At 69.7% G+C, this 20,061-nt stretch carries 11 protein-coding genes; 8 read left to right on the forward strand and 3 right to left on the reverse strand.

Annotated features, from left to right (window positions below; translation table 11 throughout):
• Positions 1-44 precede the first annotated feature (44 nt).
• From LQ772_RS01925 to LQ772_RS01940, 4 genes are all read left to right on the forward strand, one after another.
• A complete protein-coding gene (locus tag LQ772_RS01925) occupies positions 45-2,486 on the forward strand; it encodes an ABC transporter permease (protein WP_231323487.1) in 2,442 nt (813 codons plus the stop codon).
• A gap of 4 nt (positions 2,487-2,490) precedes the next feature.
• A complete protein-coding gene (locus LQ772_RS01930; RefSeq protein WP_231323489.1) occupies positions 2,491-4,929 on the forward strand; it encodes an ADOP family duplicated permease in 2,439 nt (812 codons plus the stop codon).
• A gap of 78 nt (positions 4,930-5,007) precedes the next feature.
• Entirely contained in the window at positions 5,008-6,390 is a 1,383-nt protein-coding gene (locus tag LQ772_RS01935) for a sigma-54-dependent transcriptional regulator (protein ID WP_231323491.1), read from the forward strand.
• A 22-nt stretch (positions 6,391-6,412) separates the two neighbouring features.
• On the forward strand, positions 6,413-7,732 hold the full coding sequence (locus tag LQ772_RS01940; RefSeq protein WP_231323494.1) for a sensor histidine kinase: 1,320 nt from the start codon (positions 6,413-6,415) through the stop codon (positions 7,730-7,732).
• 32 nt (positions 7,733-7,764) lie between these two features.
• Here the strand turns inward: LQ772_RS01940 and LQ772_RS01945 are convergent, their stop codons facing one another.
• Complete coding sequence (locus LQ772_RS01945) at positions 7,765-9,636, reverse strand: ATP-binding cassette domain-containing protein (RefSeq protein WP_231323496.1); 1,872 nt, start codon at positions 9,634-9,636, stop codon at positions 7,765-7,767.
• A gap of 151 nt (positions 9,637-9,787) precedes the next feature.
• On the opposite strand from LQ772_RS01945, the gene LQ772_RS01950 reads away from it, so the two are divergent.
• The 4 genes from LQ772_RS01950 to LQ772_RS01965 all read left to right on the forward strand — a co-directional run bounded on the left by LQ772_RS01950 (position 9,788) and on the right by LQ772_RS01965 (position 17,408).
• On the forward strand, positions 9,788-10,864 hold the full coding sequence (locus LQ772_RS01950; RefSeq protein ID WP_231323499.1) for a glycosyltransferase family 4 protein: 1,077 nt from the start codon (positions 9,788-9,790) through the stop codon (positions 10,862-10,864).
• A complete protein-coding gene (locus LQ772_RS01955; RefSeq protein ID WP_231323501.1) occupies positions 10,861-12,993 on the forward strand; it encodes an amylo-alpha-1,6-glucosidase in 2,133 nt (710 codons plus the stop codon). The genes LQ772_RS01950 and LQ772_RS01955 overlap by 4 nt, the downstream gene beginning before the upstream one ends.
• Positions 12,994-13,234: 241 nt before the next feature.
• Entirely contained in the window at positions 13,235-16,093 is a 2,859-nt protein-coding gene (locus LQ772_RS01960; protein WP_231323503.1) for a serine/threonine-protein kinase, read from the forward strand.
• A 259-nt stretch (positions 16,094-16,352) separates the two neighbouring features.
• Complete coding sequence (locus LQ772_RS01965; RefSeq protein ID WP_231323505.1) at positions 16,353-17,408, forward strand: D-alanyl-D-alanine carboxypeptidase family protein; 1,056 nt, start codon at positions 16,353-16,355, stop codon at positions 17,406-17,408.
• A 73-nt stretch (positions 17,409-17,481) separates the two neighbouring features.
• Here the strand turns inward: LQ772_RS01965 and metK are convergent, their stop codons facing one another.
• Both metK and dusB read right to left on the reverse strand, forming a co-directional pair.
• Entirely contained in the window at positions 17,482-18,693 is a 1,212-nt protein-coding gene (gene metK, locus LQ772_RS01970) for a methionine adenosyltransferase (protein WP_231323507.1), read from the reverse strand.
• A gap of 364 nt (positions 18,694-19,057) precedes the next feature.
• The gene (dusB, locus tag LQ772_RS01975; RefSeq protein ID WP_231323509.1) at positions 19,058-20,044 is read right to left on the reverse strand and encodes a tRNA dihydrouridine synthase DusB; all 987 of its coding nucleotides are present in this window, start codon (positions 20,042-20,044) and stop codon (positions 19,058-19,060) included.
• Positions 20,045-20,061 lie beyond the last annotated feature (17 nt).

Below are 20,061 nucleotides of genomic sequence, written 5' to 3' on the forward strand. Positions count from 1 at the left end.
CTTGCAGTCCGCACGCCACCCATGGTCCAGGAAGGGGATCGCTGATGAACGTCTGGTTGGCCGAGATCGTCCGGTCGTGGCGCGGCAACCTTCGTCGCCCGGGTTTCCTGCTGCTGGCCAGCGGCGTGCTGGCGCTGGGCATCGGCGCCAGCGTCGCCGTATTCGCACTGATCCAGAACACCGTGCTGAGGCCCTTGCCGGTGCCGCGTGCGGAACGGCTGGTGACACTGGGGCCATGGTGGGACAACGGCCACGTGGGCGGCATCTCGCCCCACGAATACCAGTACCTCGGGCCACCGGAAGGCTTGCGTTCACTGGGCCTGGTGCATTTCGGCGCGGCGGTGAACATTGCCGGCGCCGGCGATCCGGCGCAGGTGCCGATGATCCGGCTCGATCGCTACCTGTTGCCCACGCTGGGCTTGCAGCCATCGCTTGGCCGCAACTTCAATGCCCAGGAGGACCACCCCGGCGGCCCCGAGGCGGTGCTGCTCGGTTACGACCTGTGGCAACGCGCATACGGCGGCGACGCCGGCGTCATCGGCCGCCGGCTGGAGATCGAAGGCCGGCCGCACACCATCGTCGGCGTCCTGCCGGCGGCCTTCAACCGCCTGCTGGGCCCGGGCGACGTGATGTTGCCTACCGCGTTGCCGGTTGCCAGCCGCGACTACAACCACAACGGCGCCGTCGCGATCGGGCGACTGGCCGACGGCGTGGACGTGGCGACCGTGGCCGCGCAGGCCGACGCGCACGAGCGCGCGATGTTTCGCGACATGGGCATGGGCGGCGACTGGACGCGCCCGCGCTTCGGCGCCGAGCGCCTGGCCGATGCCTTCCAGCAGCAGACGCGGCCGATGCTCATGCTTTTTCTGGCGAGCGCCCTGGTCGTGCTGCTGATCGCGCTGGTCAACCTGGCCAACCTGATGCTGCTGCGCGCGCTGTCGCGCAATCACGACGCGGCCGTGCGCGGTGCCCTCGGTGCGTCCACCTTCAGGTTGATGCTGCCGGCGCTGGGCGAGGGTCTGCTGGTCGGCGGATGCGGCACATTGCTCGGCATGGCGTTGGCCGCCGCGGGCCTTGCCGTGGTGCAGGGCTTCATCCCCGCTTCCTGGCTATGGGGCGGGAGTATCCACATCGGCGTGGCCGACTGGCTGGGGGCTGCCTGCATTGGCGTGCTCGGAACATCGCTGGCCGCCGTGCTGGGATTGTGGCGCAGTCGCGGCGCCTCGACCCTCGAAGAGCTGCGGCAAGGAGGGCGCCACGGGATCGGTTTGCGCAGCGGCCGCCTGAGCCGCGCGTTGGTTGTCGCACAGGTCGCGCTGGCGGCGGTCCTGCTCAGTACCGCGGGCATTTTCATGCATGCCCTGTACGACGCCTCGCGCCTCCAGTTGGGCTATGACCAGGACAACGTGCTCACCTTCGAACTGGCTCCGGTGAAGGGCGATTACCCGGACATGGCATCCCTGCTGGAGCTTTCCCGCAGGCTGGTGGAGCAGTTGCGCGCGGTGCCCGGCGTGACCGGGGCGGCCGTAACAACCAACCTGCCGACCAGCGACGATAACTACGGCTCGTTCAACAACGGCGTGCGTACGCCGGCAGGCACCGAGTTGCAGGCGCAGTTGCACGGCATTGGCCAGGGCTTTCTCGATCTCTTCGCCATCCCGCTGCGCGAGGGCCGCGATTTCGACGCGAGCGACGTGCGCGGCGGCGAGCCGGTGGCCATCGTCAGCCGGGACCTTTCCGACAAGTACTACGACGGGCATGCAGTGGGACATGCCATCGACGTGGAGGTCCCCAACACCACGCCCGTGCGGGCGCGGATCGTCGGCGTGGTGGGCGCCACTTACCAGCGCGGGCCGCTGCAGCCCCACCAGCCGGTGGTGTACGTGCCGCTGGCGCAGATGCCGGCGTCGACGATGATGGTCTTCCGCGAGCTGGAATCGCTGCGTTTCGCGCTGCGCGGCCAGGGCAACCCCGCAGACTGGGGCGCGGGCGTGCGTGCCGCGCTGGCCGGGATCGCTCCGAGGCAGCCGATCGCCCGAATGCGCACGATGCGCAGCATCGTCCATGCGACCACCGCCGATGCGCGGCTGAACCTGTTGCTGATCGGCGTGTTCGCGGCACTGGCGCTGCTGCTGGCGGTGGCGGGCCTGTATGCGGTGATGGCGGTAGCTGTGGCCGCGCGCGAACGCGAGCTCGGCGTACGCCTGGCGCTGGGCGCGCCGCCCGGGCGACTCGCACGGCTTGTGCTGCACGGCGGTTTGCTGCAGGTCGCCCCGGGCCTGGCGATCGGCATCGCGGCCACGCTCGGCCTGTCGCACGCCTTCATGGCGCTGCCGCTCATGATGCTCAACGGAACCCGCGGGTTCGACGCGACCGTGGTGGGCGGCGCCTGCGTGGCGTTGGCCGTGGCCGGGCTGTTCGCCTGCCTGCTGCCCGCGCTGCGCGCTGCGCGCGTGCCGCCGATGCGTGCCTTGCAAGGGGAGTGAAGAGATGCTGCTGCGAGAACTGCAGGCCGCCTGGCGCAGGCTGGCGCACCGACCCGGGTATGCCGCGCTTTCCATCGCCGTGCTCGGCGTGGGGCTGGGCGTGGTGGTGTTCCTGTTCAGCCTGATCAACACGCTGATCCTGACGCCCCTGCCGCTGCCGTATGGCGACCGTTTGATGGCGGTGGGCGAACTCAACCGCGGCAACGGAAGTGTCGGCGATACCGGCATCGGCATCGGCGACCTCGACACCGATCAATATCTGCGCCTTGCGGCATCGTTGCGCGGCGTGGATGCCACCGGCGGCTACCTCGGCGTCGGGGTGTCGCTCGATACCGGCGGCGGAGCCACGCGTATGGATGGCGTGCGGCTGACCGCCTCGATGATGGACCTGCTGGGCGCCAGGCCGCTGCTCGGCCGTGGCCTGCTGGCCACAGACGACCAGCCGGGCACGCCGCCGGTGGTGCTGCTGGGCGAGGACCTGTGGCGGCACGCCTTTGCCGCAGATCCGCATGTCGTCGGCCGCGCGGTGCGCGTCAATGGCGACTGGGCCACCGTGGTCGGCGTGATGCCGGCCAGTTTCGCCTTCCTCGGCGGCGATCCCCAATTGTGGATGCCGCTGCGCCTGGATCCCGCGCACGGCACGGACCTGTACATGGTCGCGCGATTGAAGACCGGTACCACGCTCGCGGCGGCGCGGCAGGAACTCTCCGCGCTGGACGCGCGCCTGCGTCGCGAGCTGCCCAAGTGGCGCGAGCAGCAGCAACTGGTGATCAAGCCGTTTTCAACCAGCTTCGTGCAGGAGGACACCCGCCACTGGGTTTGGCTGATGTTCGGCGCCGGCGTGCTGGTGCTGTTGCTGGCCTGCGTGAACGTGGCCAACCTGCAACTGGTGCAGACGCTCAACCGCCGCCGCGAGATGGCCGTGCGCAGCGCACTGGGTTGCGGCCGCGCGCGGCTGATGGCAGGCGCGCTGGCCGAAAGCCTGTGGCTGTGCGCCGCGGCGCTGGCGGCCGCGCTGCCGATCGCTCACTACGGCAACCGCTGGCTGCTGGCGACCTTCGCCGAAAGCGACAAGGCACCTGCTACGTTCCTGCGTTTCGGCGTCGACGGCAGCGTGCTGGGCTTCGCCGTCGCCGTGGCGCTGGCAAGCACCGCGCTGGCCGGCGTCGTTCCCGCCTGGCGCGCCGGGCGCACTGACCTGAAGGACGCGCTGCACGATGGCGGCAAGGGTTCCGCCGGCGGCTTCGCGCGGGTGGCCCGTGGGCTGGTGGTGGCGGAGATCGCCTTGACCGTGGTGCTGCTGGTCGGCGCCGGCATGTTCGTGCGCGCGCTCGACCATCTGCTTTCCCAGCCGCTCGCCGGCGCGCAGCACGCCGACCAGGTGCTGACCGCGCACGTCGCGCTGCCGCGTCCGGGCTATCCCGACAGCGCCGCGCGCATCGGCTTCCTCGAACGCGCCGGCGAGCGCCTGCGGGTCGACGCGGGCGTGCTGGCGGCGACCGCCACCAACACCGTGCCGGGCGCCGAGCTGGGCAGCCACGAAACCGTCGCCGCCGAAGGCCAGCCGCGTCCGGTCGACGGGTGGCCGGAAGCGCAGATGGGTATCGTCGACCCGTACTTCCTCGACGTGTTCGGCGTGCGCCTGCTCGAAGGCCGCTTCTTCGACGCGCGCGACGCGGCCGGCAGCCTGCCGGTGGCGGTAGTGGACCGCAAGACCGCCGCGGCCCTGTGGCCAGGACGCGACGCGCTGGGCCAACACCTGGTGCTTTATCCCGATCGCGAATACACCAGCACGCTCACCGTGGTGGGCGTGACCGAGCCGCTGCAACTGGACAGCGCGCTCGAGCGGGCGCGGCCCGGCCTGCTGGTGCCGCTGGCGCAGTCCGCACACATGGGTCCGCTGCAGGCGGTGGGCCTGGCGGTGCGCGTGCGCGGCGCCGCGGGGACCTACGCACCGCGGCTGGCCGCCGTGGTGCACGGCGTGGATGCGCAGGCCGCCGCCTATGCATTGCACAGCCAGGCGCGCGGCGCCGCGACGGACCGCGTCTACCTGGTCGTACTGACCGAGGTGTTCAGCGCGCTGGGCCTGGTGGCACTGCTGCTCGCTGCGGCAGGCCTGTACGGCGTGCTCGCCTTCTCGGTGGCGCAGCGCACGCGCGAAATCGGCATCCGTCGCGCGATCGGCGCCGGCCATGGCGCCGTGGTGCGCGAGGTGGGGCGGCAGGTGTCGTGGCAGCTCGGCCTGGGCCTGGCGATCGGGCTGGCGCTGGCGTGGCCGTGGTCGAACCTGCTGGCCGATCCGGGCCTGCATACGCGGGCGCACGATGCGGCCGTGCTGCTGCCGGTGATGGTGCTGGTGGCCGGCATCGCGCTGCTGTCGTCGCTGCTGCCGGTGGTGCGCGCGTTGCGCGTCGATCCGGCGGTGGCGTTGAGGTACGAGTGACGCGCTCCAGCTCTCTCTCTCCCGGGAGGGGCGAGTGAGCAGGGCGCTATGCTGCATTTCCATAAACCAGGCGACCGCATGACCAAGCCCGACCCCACCGTGTTGCTGGCCGACGACCAGGCCGACGTGCGCGAAGCGCTGCGCCTGCTGCTGAAATCCGACGGCCTGGCCAGCGTGGCCGCCGACGGTCCGTTCGCGGCGCTGGACGCCTTGCGCCGACGGGAGTTCGCCTGCGCGCTGATCGACCTCAACTACACCCGCGACACCACCTCGGGCGAGGAGGGACTCGACCTGCTGGCGCGCTTGCGCGAACAGGCGCCGGAGCTGCCGGTCGTGGTGATGACCGCCTGGGGCAACGTGCCGCTGGCCGTGGAGGCGATGCGCCGGGGCGCCGCCGATTTCATCGAGAAGCCGTGGGACAACGCGCGCCTGCTGCGCGTGCTGCGTGCGCAGATCGCTCTGTCCGAGGGCTCGCGCCGGCAGCGCCGCCTGGAGGCCGAGAACGCACTGCTGCGCGGCTCGGCCGACGTGATCGCCGAATCGGCGTCGATGCGCCGCGTGCTGGAGCTGGTCGCGCGCATCGCGCCCAGCGACGCCAACGTGCTGGTGCTCGGCGAGAACGGCACCGGCAAGGGCGTGATCGCGCAACTGCTGCACGAACGCTCGGGACGGGCCGCGCGCTCGCTGGTCAAGGTCAACATGGGCGGCATCGCCGAGAGCGTGTTCGAGTCGGAGATGTTCGGCCACGTGCGCGGCGCGTACACCGACGCCAAGGGCGAGCGCATCGGCCGCTTCGAACTGGCCGACGGCGGCACGCTGTTCATGGACGAGGTCGGCAACGTGCCGGCCGCGCAGCAGCCCAAGCTGCTGCGCGTGCTGGAGGACGGGGAGTTCGAACGGCTCGGTTCCTCGCGCACGCAGAAGGTCGACGTGCGGCTGGTGTCGGCGACCAATGCCGACCTCGACGCCGACGTCGCCGCCGGCCGCTTCCGCAAGGATCTGCTCTACCGCCTCAACACGCTGGAGGTCCGCCTGCCGCCGCTGCGCGAGCGCGTGGAAGACATCCTGCCGCTGGCCCGCGCATTCCTGGCCCGCAGCGCGCAACGCTACGGTCGCCACGGCCTGGCGCTGGGGCCCTCGGCCGAGCGCGCACTGCTCGCCTGGCGCTGGCCCGGCAACGTGCGCGAACTGCAGCACCTGATGGAGCGCGCCGCGCTCCTGGCCGACCGCGACCAGGTGGACGCGGCGGCGCTCAATTTCGGTGCACCGGCCCAACCGTCGCTGGATCTCGACGGCATGACCCTGGAGCAGGCCGAGGCCTGGCTGGTCGCGCGAGCGGTCGAGCGCCACGAAGGCAACCTGCAGCGCGCGGCCGATGCGCTGGGCATCACACGCCAGTCGCTGTACCGCCGGCTGGAGAAACACGACCTGCGCGCGGCCGGTACCGATGCCGGGGACTGAGCCGCTCGCACGTGCCGGTCGCATGCCGCGCTTCGAGCGGCGCGTGCTCGCCGGCAGCCTGCTGGTGGCCGCACCGGCGTTACTGGCCGCGCTGCTGCTCGTTCTGCGGCCGCCGGCGGAAGCCGCCCTGCGCTGGGTGCTGCTCGCCGTAGCCGCCATCCTGACCATCGCGCTGACGCGGTGGCAGTACCGCCGCGTGGTGTTCCCGCTGTACACCCTGTCCGGCCTGCTCGAAGCGCTGCGCGAGGGTGACTACAGCCTGCGCGGCGTACAGGGCGGCGTACTGGGCGACGTGGTCTACGACATCAATGCGCTGGCCGAGCGGCTGCAGAAGGAACGCCTCGAGTTCGAGGAGTCGGCGCACCTGCTGGGCAAAACCCTGACCGCGCTGGACAGTGCCGTATTCGTGTTCGACGAGGCGCTCACCTTGCGCCTGATGAACCCGGCGGGGCAGCGCCTGCTCGATGCCGGTCGCCACCGGTTGTTCGGCCTGGGCGCCGCCGAGCTCGGCCTTGCAGGCCTGCTGGATGGGCCGCCGGACCAGGTCGCCCTGCACGCGTTTCCGGGCCGCAGCGGCCGCTTCCAGGTGCGCCATGCGGCGTTGCGCAGTGGCGGACGCGGCGGGCGGCTGCTGGTGATCAACGACGTCGGCCGCGTGCTGCGCGAGGAGGAACGTGCCGCCTGGCAGCGCCTGCTGCGCGTGCTCGGGCACGAGGTCAACAACTCGCTGGCGCCGATCCAGTCGATGGCCGGCACGCTTGCCACGCTCGCGGCGCGCGAACCGTTGCCGGAGGATTGGCGGGAGGATTTCCGCAAGGGGCTGGAAGTCATCGGGAACCGCGCCGGGGCGCTGGCGCGCTTCCTCACCGGCTACGGGAAGCTGGCGCGCCTGCCCTCGCCGCAACGCACCCCGCTGGACCTGCGCGACGTGGTCGCGAAGGTTGCGCGGCTGCCATTGGCGCACGCATGCGAGGTCACGCTGGAAGAGGGCGGCCCGCTGATGGTCGACGGCGATGCCGATCAGCTGGAGCAGGCCTTGATCAACCTGGTGCGCAACGCGGTCGAGGCTGCGGAAGGCCATGTGCGCGTGCGCTGGCGCCGGCAGGGCGAGCGGGCGTCGATCGAGGTCCTGGACGACGGCCCCGGGCCGCCGCCGAGCGAGAACCTGTTCGTGCCTTTCTTCACCACCAAGCCCGGCGGTTCCGGCATCGGCCTGGCGCTGGCGCGGCAGATCGCCGAGGCGCACGACGGCGGCGTGGCGCTGTCCGCGCGCGACGATGGGAAGCCGGGCGCGCTGGCGTGCCTGTGGTTGCCCGCCCGGCCCGCGGGTACATCCTCGTAGGAGCGCACCCCGTGCGTGGCCGCTAGCCCGGCTCAGCCTTCCAGTTCGCTCCAGCGGGCGTAGGCCGTGTCGAGCTCGGTCTGCAGCTTCGCGAGGGCTTCGTTGGCCTGCACGATGGTGGCGCTGTCCTGCTGGAAGAACGCGGGCTCGTTCATGGCGGCCGAGCGCTCGGCGACTTCGCTTTCGAGCTGCTCGATGCGCACCGGCAACAGCTCCAGCTCACGCTGGTCCTTGAAGCTCAGCTTGCGCCGGACGGGAACCGGCGCGGGCGCGGCGGCGGGACTGGCGGCGGGTGCAGCTGTGCTCCTGGCCGGGGTGGCAGCCGGCGGCGCGGGGCGCTGGCGCAACCAGTCGCTGTAGCCGCCCACGTATTCGCCGACCTGGCCCTCGCCCTCGAGCACCAGCGTGCTGGAGACCACGTTGTCCAGGAATGCGCGGTCGTGCGAGACCAGCAGCAGCGTGCCGGTGTACTCGGTCAGCAGCTCTTCGAGCAGCTCCAGCGTTTCCACGTCCAGGTCGTTGGTCGGTTCGTCCATCACCAGCAGGTTGGATGGCTGGGCGAACAGCTTGGCCAGCAGCAGGCGGTTGCGCTCGCCGCCGGAGAGGCGGGTGATCGGTGCGCGCGCGCGCTCGGGCGAGAACAGGAAATCCTGCAGGTAGCCGATCACGTGCTTGCGCTGCCCGCCGAGCTCGATGTACTCGCGCCCCTGTGCCACGTTGTCGAGCGCGTTGAGCCGCTCGTCCAGTTGCACGCGGTGCTGGTCGAAATACGCGATCTGGATGCCGGTGCCGAGCTCCACCGTGCCGCGCTGGGGCTTAAGTTCGCCGAGCATGATCTTCAGCAGCGTGCTCTTGCCCGCGCCGTTGGGACCGATGATGCCGATGCGGTCGCCGCGCATGACGGTGGTCGAGAGATCGTCGATCAGCACGCGGCCGCCGTAGGCCTGGTGCACGTGGTCGAGCTCGATCACCTTCTTGCCCGAGGCCTGCGCGCTGGCCAGCGTCATCTTCGCGTTGCCCGAGAGCTCGCGCCGCTCGGCGCGTTCGCGACGCATCGCCTTGAGCGCCCGCACGCGGCCTTCGTTGCGGGTGCGCCGGGCCTTGATGCCCTGGCGGATCCACACTTCCTCCTGCGCCAGCTTGCGGTCGAAGTGCGCGTTGGCCTGGGCCTCGGCGTGCAGTCGTTCCTCGCGCCGGCGCAGGTAATTGTCGTAGTCGCCGGGCCAGTCGGTGAGCTGGCCGCGGTCGATCTCCACGATGCGCGTGGCCAGTGCGCGCAGGAAACTGCGATCGTGGGTCACGAACACGATCGAGCCGTCGAAGGACTTGAGGAAACCTTCGAGCCAGTCGATCGCCTCGATGTCCAGGTGGTTGGTCGGTTCGTCCAGCAGCAGCACGTCGGGCTTCTGCACCAGCGCCTGCGCCAGCAGCACGCGGCGCTTCATGCCGCCGGAGAGCGCGGCGAAGTCGGTTTCGCCCGGCAGCTCGAGCCGCGCGAGCACCTCGTTCACCCGGCGGTCAAGATCCCAGCCCTGGCGCGCCTCGATCTCGTGCTGGACATCGCCGAGCGCCTCGAGGTCGCCCGCGGCCAGCAAATGGTGGTAACGCGCCAGCAGCAGGCCCAGGTCGCCCAGGCCCTCGGCCACTACGTCGAACACGGAGCCGGCGGTCGATTGCGGCACCTCCTGCGCCATCCGAGCCACGACGATGCCGTTCTGCACCCTCACTTCACCGTCGTCGGGGTGCAATTCCCCGGCGATCAACTTCATCAGTGTGGACTTCCCCTCGCCATTGCGGCCGACGACGCAAACGCGTTCGCCGCGCTCGATCGACAGGTCGACATCGGCAAGCAGGAGGGGGCCGCCGATGCTGAAATCGACGCGCTGCAATTGGATCAGGGACATCCGCCGATTCTAATCGATATGGCCTGGACCATAGGGCCCGATCGACAGGGTCTGGACGCTTCGGCCCAAGGAATGACGGCCCGGCGGTTGCGGCGTGCACGAGGCCCGCTGATGGCGCCTCAGGCCTGGAGGCCGGACGCCGAGGATTCCCATGCGCATCGCCCAGATCACCCCGCTCTGCGAATCGGTTCCGCCGCGCCTTTACGGCGGCACCGAACGCATCGTCTCCTGGCTCACCGATACCCTGGTCGAACTGGGCCACGACGTGACCCTGTTCGCCAGCGCCGATGCCCGCACCCGCGCGGAGCTGGTGGCGGTGCGCGACCAGGCGATCCGGCTCGACCCCACGACGCAGAAATCCGAACTGGCCGCGCACCTGTCGATGCTGCAGGAAGTGCGTCGCCGCGCGGACGAATTCGACGTCCTGCACTTCCACGTCGACATGCTGCATTTCCCCATGTTCGAAGATTGCGCCGGGCGCACGCTGACCACGCTGCACGGCCGGCTTGATTTGAAGGACCTGGCCGAGGTGTACCGGCGCTGGCCGCGGTACCCGCTGGTATCGATCTCGCACCACCAGCGCCAGCCGCTGCACTTCGCCAACTGGGCCGGCACCGTGCCGCACGGCCTGCCCGAACACCTGCTTCGCCCGCATCCCAATCCGGCGGGCGGCTACCTTGCCTTCCTCGGCCGCATCTCGCCGGAGAAGCGGCCCGACCGCGCCATCGCGATCGCCCGTGCCAGCGGCATGCCGCTGAAGATCGCGGCCAAGGTCGACCTGGCCGACCGCGCCTACTTCCACGAGGAGATCCAGCCGCTGCTGGACGACCCGCTGGTGGAATTCATCGGGGAGATCGGCGATGGCGACAAGGAGGCTTTCCTGGGCAATGCCGCGGCGCTGCTGTTCCCGATCGACTGGCCCGAGCCCTTCGGTCTGGTGATGATCGAGGCGATGGCCTGCAGCACGCCGGTGATCGCGTGGAATTGCGGTTCGGTGCCGGAAGTGATCGACGATGGCGTCAACGGCTTCATCGTCGATAGCGAACCCGAAGCCGTGGACGCCGTGCGCCGGTTGCCGCAGATCGACCGGCGGCAGGTGCGCGCCACCTTCGAGCGGCGTTTCTCCGCCGAGATCATGGCAAGCAACTACGTGGACCTTTACGAACGACGCTGCCGTGTCGCCCCGGCGCTGCCGGCGTGGCCGGTGGCCTGGGAGGCGGCACGATGAGTGAAGCGACGCAAGACGACGAAACCCCTTCGGCCGGCACCTCGCGCGGGCAATATTCGCTCAAGTCCGGCGACACCTTCGTCGTCTGCGACGCCTATGGCGACATCCGCGGCGACTCCAGCGGACTTTTCCACAACGACACCCGCATGCTGTCCGCCTTCACGCTGGACCTGGGCGGCAAGCCGCCCTCGTTGCTCAGTGCGGCGATCGCCCACGACAACGTGCTGTTCACCGCCAACCTTTCCAACAAGCCGCTGCCGCCGATGGGCGAGCGCGCCACGCCGCAGGGGGTCATCCATCTGCAGCGCACGCGCTTCCTGTGGGGCGCGCGCATGTACGAGCGCATCTCCTGCGTCAACTACGACGACACCGAGGTGCAGGTGACCCTGACGCTGCACTTCGCGGCGGACTTCCGCGACATCTTCGAAGTGCGCGGAACGCCGCGGAGGAAACGGGGCGTGCTGCATGCGCCCAGGGTGGGGGACGCCTCGGTGGCGTTGCGCTACGACGGCCTCGATGGCGTCACGCGTAGCTCGGTCATCTGCTTTTCGGCCACGCCCGATCGCGTGGATGGCGAATCGGCCGAGCTCACCCTGACGCTGCCGCGGCTGAGCAACACCGAGCTCTACGTCGAGATCGGCCCCGAGCACGCCGAACCCAGCCGCCAGCGCTTCCGTGCCGCCGCCGCCAAGGCGCGCCGCGCCATGCGCCGACGCCTCGTCCATGGCGCGCGCCCACGCAGCAACGCGCGGCTGTTCAATGCATGGCTCGAGCGTTCGCGCGCGGACATCGCGCTGCTGGTCAGCGAATTTCCCACCGGTCCGTATCCCTGCGCAGGCATCCCGTGGTTCGCCACGCCGTTCGGGCGCGACGGCATCATCACCGCCTTGCAGCTTCTGTGGCTGGATGCCGGCCTGGCCCGCGGTGTGCTCGGCTACCTGGCCGAGCACCAGGCGCATGAAACGTCGGCCTTTCGCGACTCGGCGCCGGGCAAGATCATGCACGAGACGCGCAAGAGCGAGATGGCCGATCTGGGCGAGGTGCCGTTCGGCCGCTACTACGGCGGCGTCGACACCACGCCCCTGTACGTGATGCTCGCCGGTGCGTATGCCGAACGCACCGGCGACGACGTCTTCGTCGACAAGCTGTGGCCTGCGCTCACCGCCGCGATGGGCTGGATCGAGCGCACCTGCGACCGCGATCCGCACGGTTTCCTCACCTACGCGCAGGGCGAGAAGGGTGGCCTGCTCAACCAGGGCTGGAAGGACAGCGAGGATTCGGTGTTCCACGCCGACGGGCGCATTCCGGCGGCGCCGATCGCGCTGGTGGAAGTGCAGGGCTACGTGTACGCCGCGCTGTCGGCGATGGCGCGCCTGGCCGAGCGGCGGGGCGACGACGATTCGGCGGCCGGCTGGCGCCACCGCGCGCTCCTCATGCGCAAAAAGGTCGAGGAGCTGTTCTGGGACGAGGAGATGAGCAACTACGGGATCGCGCGCGACGGCGACGACACGCTCTGTCGCGTGCGCGCGTCCAACGTGGGGCACCTGCTGTACGTCGGCCTGCCCAAGCTGTGGCGGGCGAAGAAGGTGATCCGCCAGTTCCGCACGGCGCCCTTCGACAGCGGCTGGGGCGTGCGCACCCTGGCCATGCAGCAGGCGCGCTACAACCCGATGTCCTACCACGACGGTTCGGTATGGCCGCATGACGTGGCGATCTGCGCCGCCGGCATGGCGCATTACGGCGAGCGCGAAGACGCCGTGCGCCTGCTCGGCGAAACCTTCGAGGCGGCGGTGCACTTCGGCATGCGCCTGCCCGAACTGTTCTGCGGCTTCCCGCGCGCCACCGGCGAACCGCCGATCGCCTACCCGGTCGCCTGCCTGCCGCAGGCCTGGGCGGCCGGCTCGGTGTTCATGATGCTGCAGGCCTGCCTTGGCGTGACCGTCGATGGCCGTCGCGGCGAGGTGCGCATCGACCGCCCGCAGCTGCCCGAGGGCGTCGACCGGCTGACCCTGCATCGGCTGGACGTGGGTGGCGACACCATCGACCTGGGCTTCGAGCGGATCGGCTCGCGCACGGTGGCGTTCCGTGCCGGTGGGTCGGTCGACGTGCGCATTCTCGCCAAGGTCTGACGGCGGCGCGAAGCCTTCCCCCATCCGCCTTTCGGGACCCTTCACCGTTGACGGAGGAAGGAACGAGGCGCTGCATGAGCCTTCCCCGTGAGCGCGGGAAAGGGCGCCGACAGGCGGTTGGGGGCGCCTTTTGGCAGAGTCCTCGGAACAAATCGTCCCCACACCGCCGGCCTACGTGCCGCGACATGTGATTTCCGCGTGAAATCGGCGCCATAATCCCCGTCCGGGACCGGGGGATCGCATGGCAGGGCAGCTGACCGATCGCTACGTCGAAGCGAAACGCATCGCCATGGCCGCGATGGACGTGGATGCGTCCGCGCGCGACGCGCTGATCGGCGGGCATGTGGGCGAGGACGCCGAACTCGAGCGCGAGGTGCGCTGGATGCTCGAAGCGATCGAGCGCACGCACACCGCCACCTTGCCGTTTTCCCCCGCCGCCGTCCCGCCCGACCTCAGCGGTCAGCAGACGCAGGCCACCGCACCGCGCAACTACCGCATCCTGCGCCTGCTCGGCGAGGGCGGCATGGGCATGGTCTACCTGGCCGAGCGTTGCGACGAGGGGTTCACCCAACAGGTTGCGCTGAAGTTCCTGCATGCGTCCGCGCAGGGTTCGCCGATCCTGCACGAGCGCTTCAGCCAGGAACGCCGGCTGCTGGCGCGACTGGAGCATCCCGGCATCGCGCGCCTCCTCGATGGCGGCGTGATGGACGGCGGCCAGCCGTTCCTGGCGATGGAATACGTCGAAGGGCGGCGCATCGACGAGTGGTGCGACGCGCATGCGCTCCCGCTCAACGAGCGCATCGCGCTGTTCCTGAAGGTCTGCGATGCGGTCGAGTTCGCCCATCGCAACCTGGTGATCCATCGCGACATCAAGCCGGCCAACATCCTGGTCACCGCCAACGGCACGCCCAAGCTGCTGGACTTCGGCATCGCGCGCATCATCGAGGAGGGCGGGCAGGTGCTCGCCACCGCCACCGCGGCGCACGCATTGACGTTGGCCTACGCCAGCCCCGAACAGATCGAGCAGCAGCCGTTGACCACCGGCGCGGACGTCTATTCGCTGGGCGTGGTGCTTTACCAGCTGATCGCCGGCCGCCGGCCCTACCAGCATCTGGTCACGCCGCATCTGCTGTCCAACGCCATCGTCGGCGGCCAGGTCGAGGCGCCCAGTCGCAGCCTGCGCGCGGCGCCGGCCGACCAGCGCCGGTCGCGGCGGTCGATTCCGGCCGACGTCGATGCCATCGTGCTCAAGGCCTTGCGCCGCCAGGTGAGCCAGCGCTATGCCAGCGTGGCCGAGTTCGCGCAGGACCTGCGGCACTACCTGGCGCAGCGGCCGGTCAAGGCGCGCCGCGGTCGCCAGTGGTATCGCCTGCGCCGCTACGTGCAGCGCAACCGCTGGCCGCTGGCCGCCGCGGGCATGGTGCTGGCGACCGTGCTGGCCGGCCTCACCGCCTCGTTGCTGGCGCTGGCCCAGACACGTGCGGCGCAACGGCTGGCCGAGCAGCGCCAGCACGACCTCGAGCGCATGGTTGCCTTCCAGCAATCGATGCTGCAGAGCGTCGACATCGACGCCATGGGCCACGCACTGACCCACGACGCCCGCACGCTGGTGCTCGCGCGCTTCGACGCGCTGGGGCGCCAGACCATCGACCGGCGACAGCTGGAGCAGGTCTTCGCCGGGATCGATGCCGCGGGACCGGCGAGCGATGCGCTGGATACGTACGTAGTCAGCCACGCGCTGGCTCGGCTGGACAGCGATTTCGCGGATGCGCCGCTGCTGGCTGCGGACATGCGCCAGTCGCTGGCACGCGTGCTGCTGACGATCGGTAGCTACGCGCACGCGGCCGTGGAACTGCGCAACGTGGTCCAGGTGCGCCGGCAGCGCCTGGCCGCGGGCGACGCGGCACTGGTGTCGGCGCGCGCCGACCTGGCCGAAGCGTTGTTCCGGGGCGGCCAACTGGACCAGGCGGCGGAGGTCTACGACACCGCGCTGCCGGCCGCGGCGGCCCTGCCGCCGGCCGATCCCCTGCAGGTGGCCGTGCTCTCCGGACGGGCCCGCGTGCTGGCCGCGCAGGGTCATTTAGGGCAGGCGCTCAACCGGCAGGAAGCGCTCTACGCCGGCCTGGCGCCGCGCCTGCCCGCCACCGACGAAGGCCTGTTGCGGCTGCGCCGCGATCGCGTCGAAACGCTCACCCAGCTGGGCGAGCGCGATCGCGCGCGGGCGGAGCTGGAGTACCTGGTGCCGCTGTACCGTCAGGCTTTCGGCGCCGAGCACCCGGAGGCCCTGGCCACCACCCTCACGCTGGCCACGCTGCTTTATTCGCAGGACAACGAGTACGAGCGCTCGCTCGTGCTGGCGCAGGACGTAGCGGCGATCCGCCAGCGCCGGCTGGGCGCCGACCACCCGCTGACCCTGCAGGCACGCGCGCTGGCGGCGTCGAACGAGGTTCGGCTGGCGCTCGATCCGGCGACCATGGCGCAAGTGCACGAGCGCCTGGACGCGATCATCCAGGGCTACCGGCGCGTGCTCGGCCCCGACAATCCGCAGACGCTCGAGGCGATGACCGACATGGTGCGGCTGCTGTCCAAGCAGGACCGCTATCCCGAAGCCATCGCGATGGAGCGCGAAATCCTCGACGGGCGCACCCGCACGCTGGGCCCGAATCACTTCAGCACGCTGTACGCGCGGGGCAGCCTGGCCAGCCTGCTCTGCGGGAACGGCCAGTACGCCGAGGCCAGCAAGCAGGGCGAGCAGGTACTGGCCGCGCTGCGCCGCCAGCTCGGCGATGATCACCCGATGACGCTGGCGACCTGGGACCTCATCGGCCGCATCGAGGCGAGCGCCGGCCATTGGGCGCGGGCGCGCGATGCCCATGCGAAGGCGCTGGAGGGCCGCGCGCGCACGCTCGGCAACACCGATGCGCATACCATCGAGAGCGCGTCGCGGCTGTACGCGGTGCTGCGCCGGTTGCACGACACGTCGGGCGCGCAGCACGTGCTCGCGACCTACCTGCAGCCGGTCATTGCCATGAAGCCGGAAACGCTCAACGCCGGCATGCGCAGCGTGCGGGAAGAGGCGATCGCGGCGGTCGAGGGCTAGGCAGCGCCATGTGTGCCTTGCCGACAGGGCTGGCCACGACAAAAGGAGTGGCCCAGGCCGCTGACCTGCGCTGCCGCCAGCCCCTACAAAAAAGGGCCTTCTTCCAAGCGGACTCGACCGGACCTGCTCGACATCCTCGCCACAAAGCGCCGGCACAACAGCCATTTGCATGACGAACTTGTGGCTTTTCAGAGCTGCCGTGCGTTAAGGTCTGTTCAACGCTACATGACGTCGTCGGCGGCGGCGGGGACTAACAGGTGTGACTACAGAATCGTTTTCGCCCAGCCGGCTCGGCGCCCTGTGGGTCGTTGCCCTGTTGTGGCTGGTCGCCAGCGTGGCCCACGCCGGACAGGCGGCCATCGTGGTCGACGCCACTACCGGACGCGTGCTGGGCCAGGTCAACGCCGACGAGCAGAACTACCCTGCCTCGCTGACCAAGATGATGACGCTCTACCTTACCTTCCGCGAACTCAAGGCCGGTCGCCTGACGCTCGAGGACAACCTGCCGGTATCCCGCTGGGCCTCCAATCGCCAGCCGAGCAAGTTGGGCCTGCGCCCGGGTCAGAACATCTCGGTGGAGAACTGCATCCTTGCGATGGTGACCAAGTCGGCCAACGATGCGGCCACCGTGGCGGCGGAAAGCATTGGCGGATCCGAAGCGGGTTTTGCCGACATGATGAACGCCCAGGCAGCGCTGCTCGGCATGGCCGGCACGCATTTCGACAATGCCTCGGGCCTGCCCGATCCGAAGAATTATTCGACCGCGCGCGACCTGCTGACGCTCGCGATGGCGCTGTACCGCGACTTCCCGCAATACGCGCACTACTTCTCGGCCACGGAGTTCACCTTCGAGGGGCGGGTGGTGCATGGCCACAACCACCTCATGGAACGCTACGAAGGCATGGACGGGTTGAAGACGGGCTATATCGCGGCCTCGGGCTTCAACCTCGCTTCCACCGCCGTGCGTGACGACCACCGCCTGTTCGCCGTGGTGCTGGGCGGGCGCACCGCGGCCAAGCGCGACCAGCTGATGGCGAGCCTGCTCGATGCCGGCTTCGAGCAGGCCGACGCGGCTGCCGCGCTGGCCGCCGCCGGCCAACCGGCCACGGGCGTGGCCCATCGCGTACTGGCCGCGCTCTCGCCCATCGCGAACGCCGAGGCCGATCCGGCGCCGGCGTCGGTGCCGCGGCATGCGAAACATCATGGCAAGGCCGCGACGGCCCGTCGTTCCAGCCATCGCGCGAGCCATCACGCGGTCAAACTGGCCGACCGCAAGGCCCGGCGCGTGGCGACCGCCAAGAACGGCGACGACTGACGCCGCGTCGAGCGTCCTTCGAGACATAAAAAAACCCGCGGCAGGCCGCGGGTTTTTTTCGTGCCGGAAACGCTTACTTGCGCTTGCCGTTCAGCCCGGCATCGGCGCGCAGCGCCTCGGCCTTGTCCGTCTTCTCCCACGAGAACGCGGTGAAGGTCGAGCCGTCGGCCGCCTTCATCTCGTAGGGCTGGCGGCCGAAGTGGCCGTAGCTGGCGGTCTGCTGGTACATCGGGTGGATGAGATCCAGCATCTTGATGATGCCGTACGGACGCAGGTCGAAATGCTTGCGGATCAGCTTCTCGATCTTCTCGTCGCCGATCTTGCCCGTGCCGAAGGTGGTCACCGAGATCGAGGTCGGCTCGGCCACGCCGATGGCGTACGAGACCTGCACCTCGCAACGGTCGGCGAGACCGGCGGCCACGACGTTCTTGGCCACGTAACGCGCCGCGTAGGCCGCGGAACGGTCGACCTTGGACGGATCCTTGCCCGAAAACGCGCCGCCGCCGTGGCGAGCCCAGCCGCCGTAGGTGTCGACGATGATCTTGCGGCCGGTCAGGCCGCAGTCGCCCACCGGACCGCCGATGACGAACTTGCCGGTCGGATTGATGTGGAACTTCGTGCCCTTGTGCAGCAGCTTGGCCGGCAGCACGGGCTTCAAGATCTCCTCGCGCACGGCCTCGATGAGGTCCTTCTGCTTGACGCCCGGGTCGTGCTGGGTCGAGAGCACTACCGCGTCGATGGCGACGGCCACGTCGTTCTCGTAGCGCAGGGTAACCTGGCTCTTGGCGTCCGGGCGCAGCCACGGCAGCGGCGAATTCTTCTTCTTGCGGACCTTCGCCTGCTGCTCGACCAGCCGGTGCGAGTAGTAGATCGCCGCCGGCATGAAGTCCTTCGTCTCGTTGGTGGCGTAGCCGAACATCAGGCCCTGGTCACCGGCGCCCTGTTCCTCGGGCTTCTTGCGGTCCACGCCCTGGTTGATGTCGGGCGACTGCTTGCCGATCAGGTTGAGCACGCCGCAGGTGGCGCCGTCGAAGCCGACTTCGGAGGAGTCGTAACCGATGTCCAGGATCACCTTGCGGGTCAGGCCCTCCAGGTCGATCCAGGCGGAGGTGGTGATCTCGCCGGCGACGATCGCCACGCCGGTCTTCACCATTGTCTCGCACGCCACGCGCGCACGCGGGTCCTGCGCGAGGATCGCGTCGAGGACGGCGTCGGAGATCTGGTCGGCGACCTTGTCGGGATGGCCTTCGGAGACCGACTCGGAGGTGAAGAGGTAGTTGCTCATCGCGGGTTATATCCTTCCTTTCGGATACAGAGATAAAGAAGCCGCGCATGATACACGCGAGCGCGGCGGATTGCAGGCCAGCGTACTACCCGGGGGTCAAGGTTTCATACCTGTTCAGGCGGCGGACGGCTGGATGGCCAAATGCCCGGGGCTCGTTTTCGCCTGGGAGGGCTGGTGCCTGGCGAGATGAGGATGGACGCGCCGCGGCCCTGCGCCCTCCCTCCGCTGGACTGGAGGCGAGGGACCAGCCTTGCCACAAGGGCATCTGGTGCGAGCTTTGTAGCAAGCGCGGCCTGATGAGGTTCCCCGCAAGCCGCGGCTTCTCATCCGACCCTCTCCGGAAGGGTGGTTCGATCTGCGGGTGTCAGGCCGCGGCGCGCTGAAGGTCGCCCAGGCCGGCGAAGTACTCGGCAGTCAGTCGCAACTGCTCGCCAGCGCTCTCGGCCCGGTTGACCACATGCCGGAACGCCGCGTTCTCCGGCCGATCCTTGGCATACCACCCCAGATGCTTGCGCGCGATGCGAACCCCCGCATGCTCGCCGTAGAAGGCGTAGAGGTGTTCCAAGTGGCCGAGCAGGATCGCGGCGACCTCCGCCGGCGTGGGCTCGGGCAGCCTCTCGCCGGTGGCAAGGTAATGGGCGACCTCGCGGAAAATCCATGGTCGTCCCTGCGCGCCGCGCCCGATCATCACCGCGTCGGCACCGGTCACGTCGAGCACGTGGCGGGCACGCTCGGGGCTGGTGACATCGCCGTTGGCCAGCACCGGGATACTTACGGCGGCCTTCACCGCAGCGATGGTCGCGTACTCGGCCTCGCCCTCGTACTTGTCCGCGCGCGTGCGCCCGTGCACCGACAGCGCGGCGATGCCGCTGTCCTCGGCGATGCGCGCGATGTTCAAGGCGTTCCTGTGCTCGCGATCCCAGCCGGTACGGATCTTCAACGTCACCGGCACCTCGACCGCGTCGGCCACCGCCTTGCAGATGCGCGCCACCAGTGGCTCGTCCTGCAACAGCGCCGAGCCCGACCACACGTTGCAGACCTTCTTGGCCGGGCAACCCATGTTGATGTCGACGATCTGCGCGCCGTTGGCCACGTTGAAGCGCGCCGCCTCGGCGAGCATGCCCGGGTCGTAGCCCGCGATCTGCACGCTGACCGGCTCCGGTTCACCGGCGTGGTCCATGCGGTGCAGCGACTTGCGCGTATGCCAGAGCTTCGGATCGGCGGTGGTCATTTCCGACACGGCCAGCCCCGCGCCCAGCCGTTTGCACAGCAGGCGGAAAGGCTTGTCGGTGACCCCGGCCATGGGTGCGAGCACCACGGGAGGGTCGATGCGGTAGGGACCGATCTGCATCCGGCCATTGTACGAGG

This window comes from Frateuria edaphi, assembly GCF_021117405.1.
Taxonomy (GTDB): domain Bacteria; phylum Pseudomonadota; class Gammaproteobacteria; order Xanthomonadales; family Rhodanobacteraceae; genus Frateuria_A; species Frateuria_A edaphi.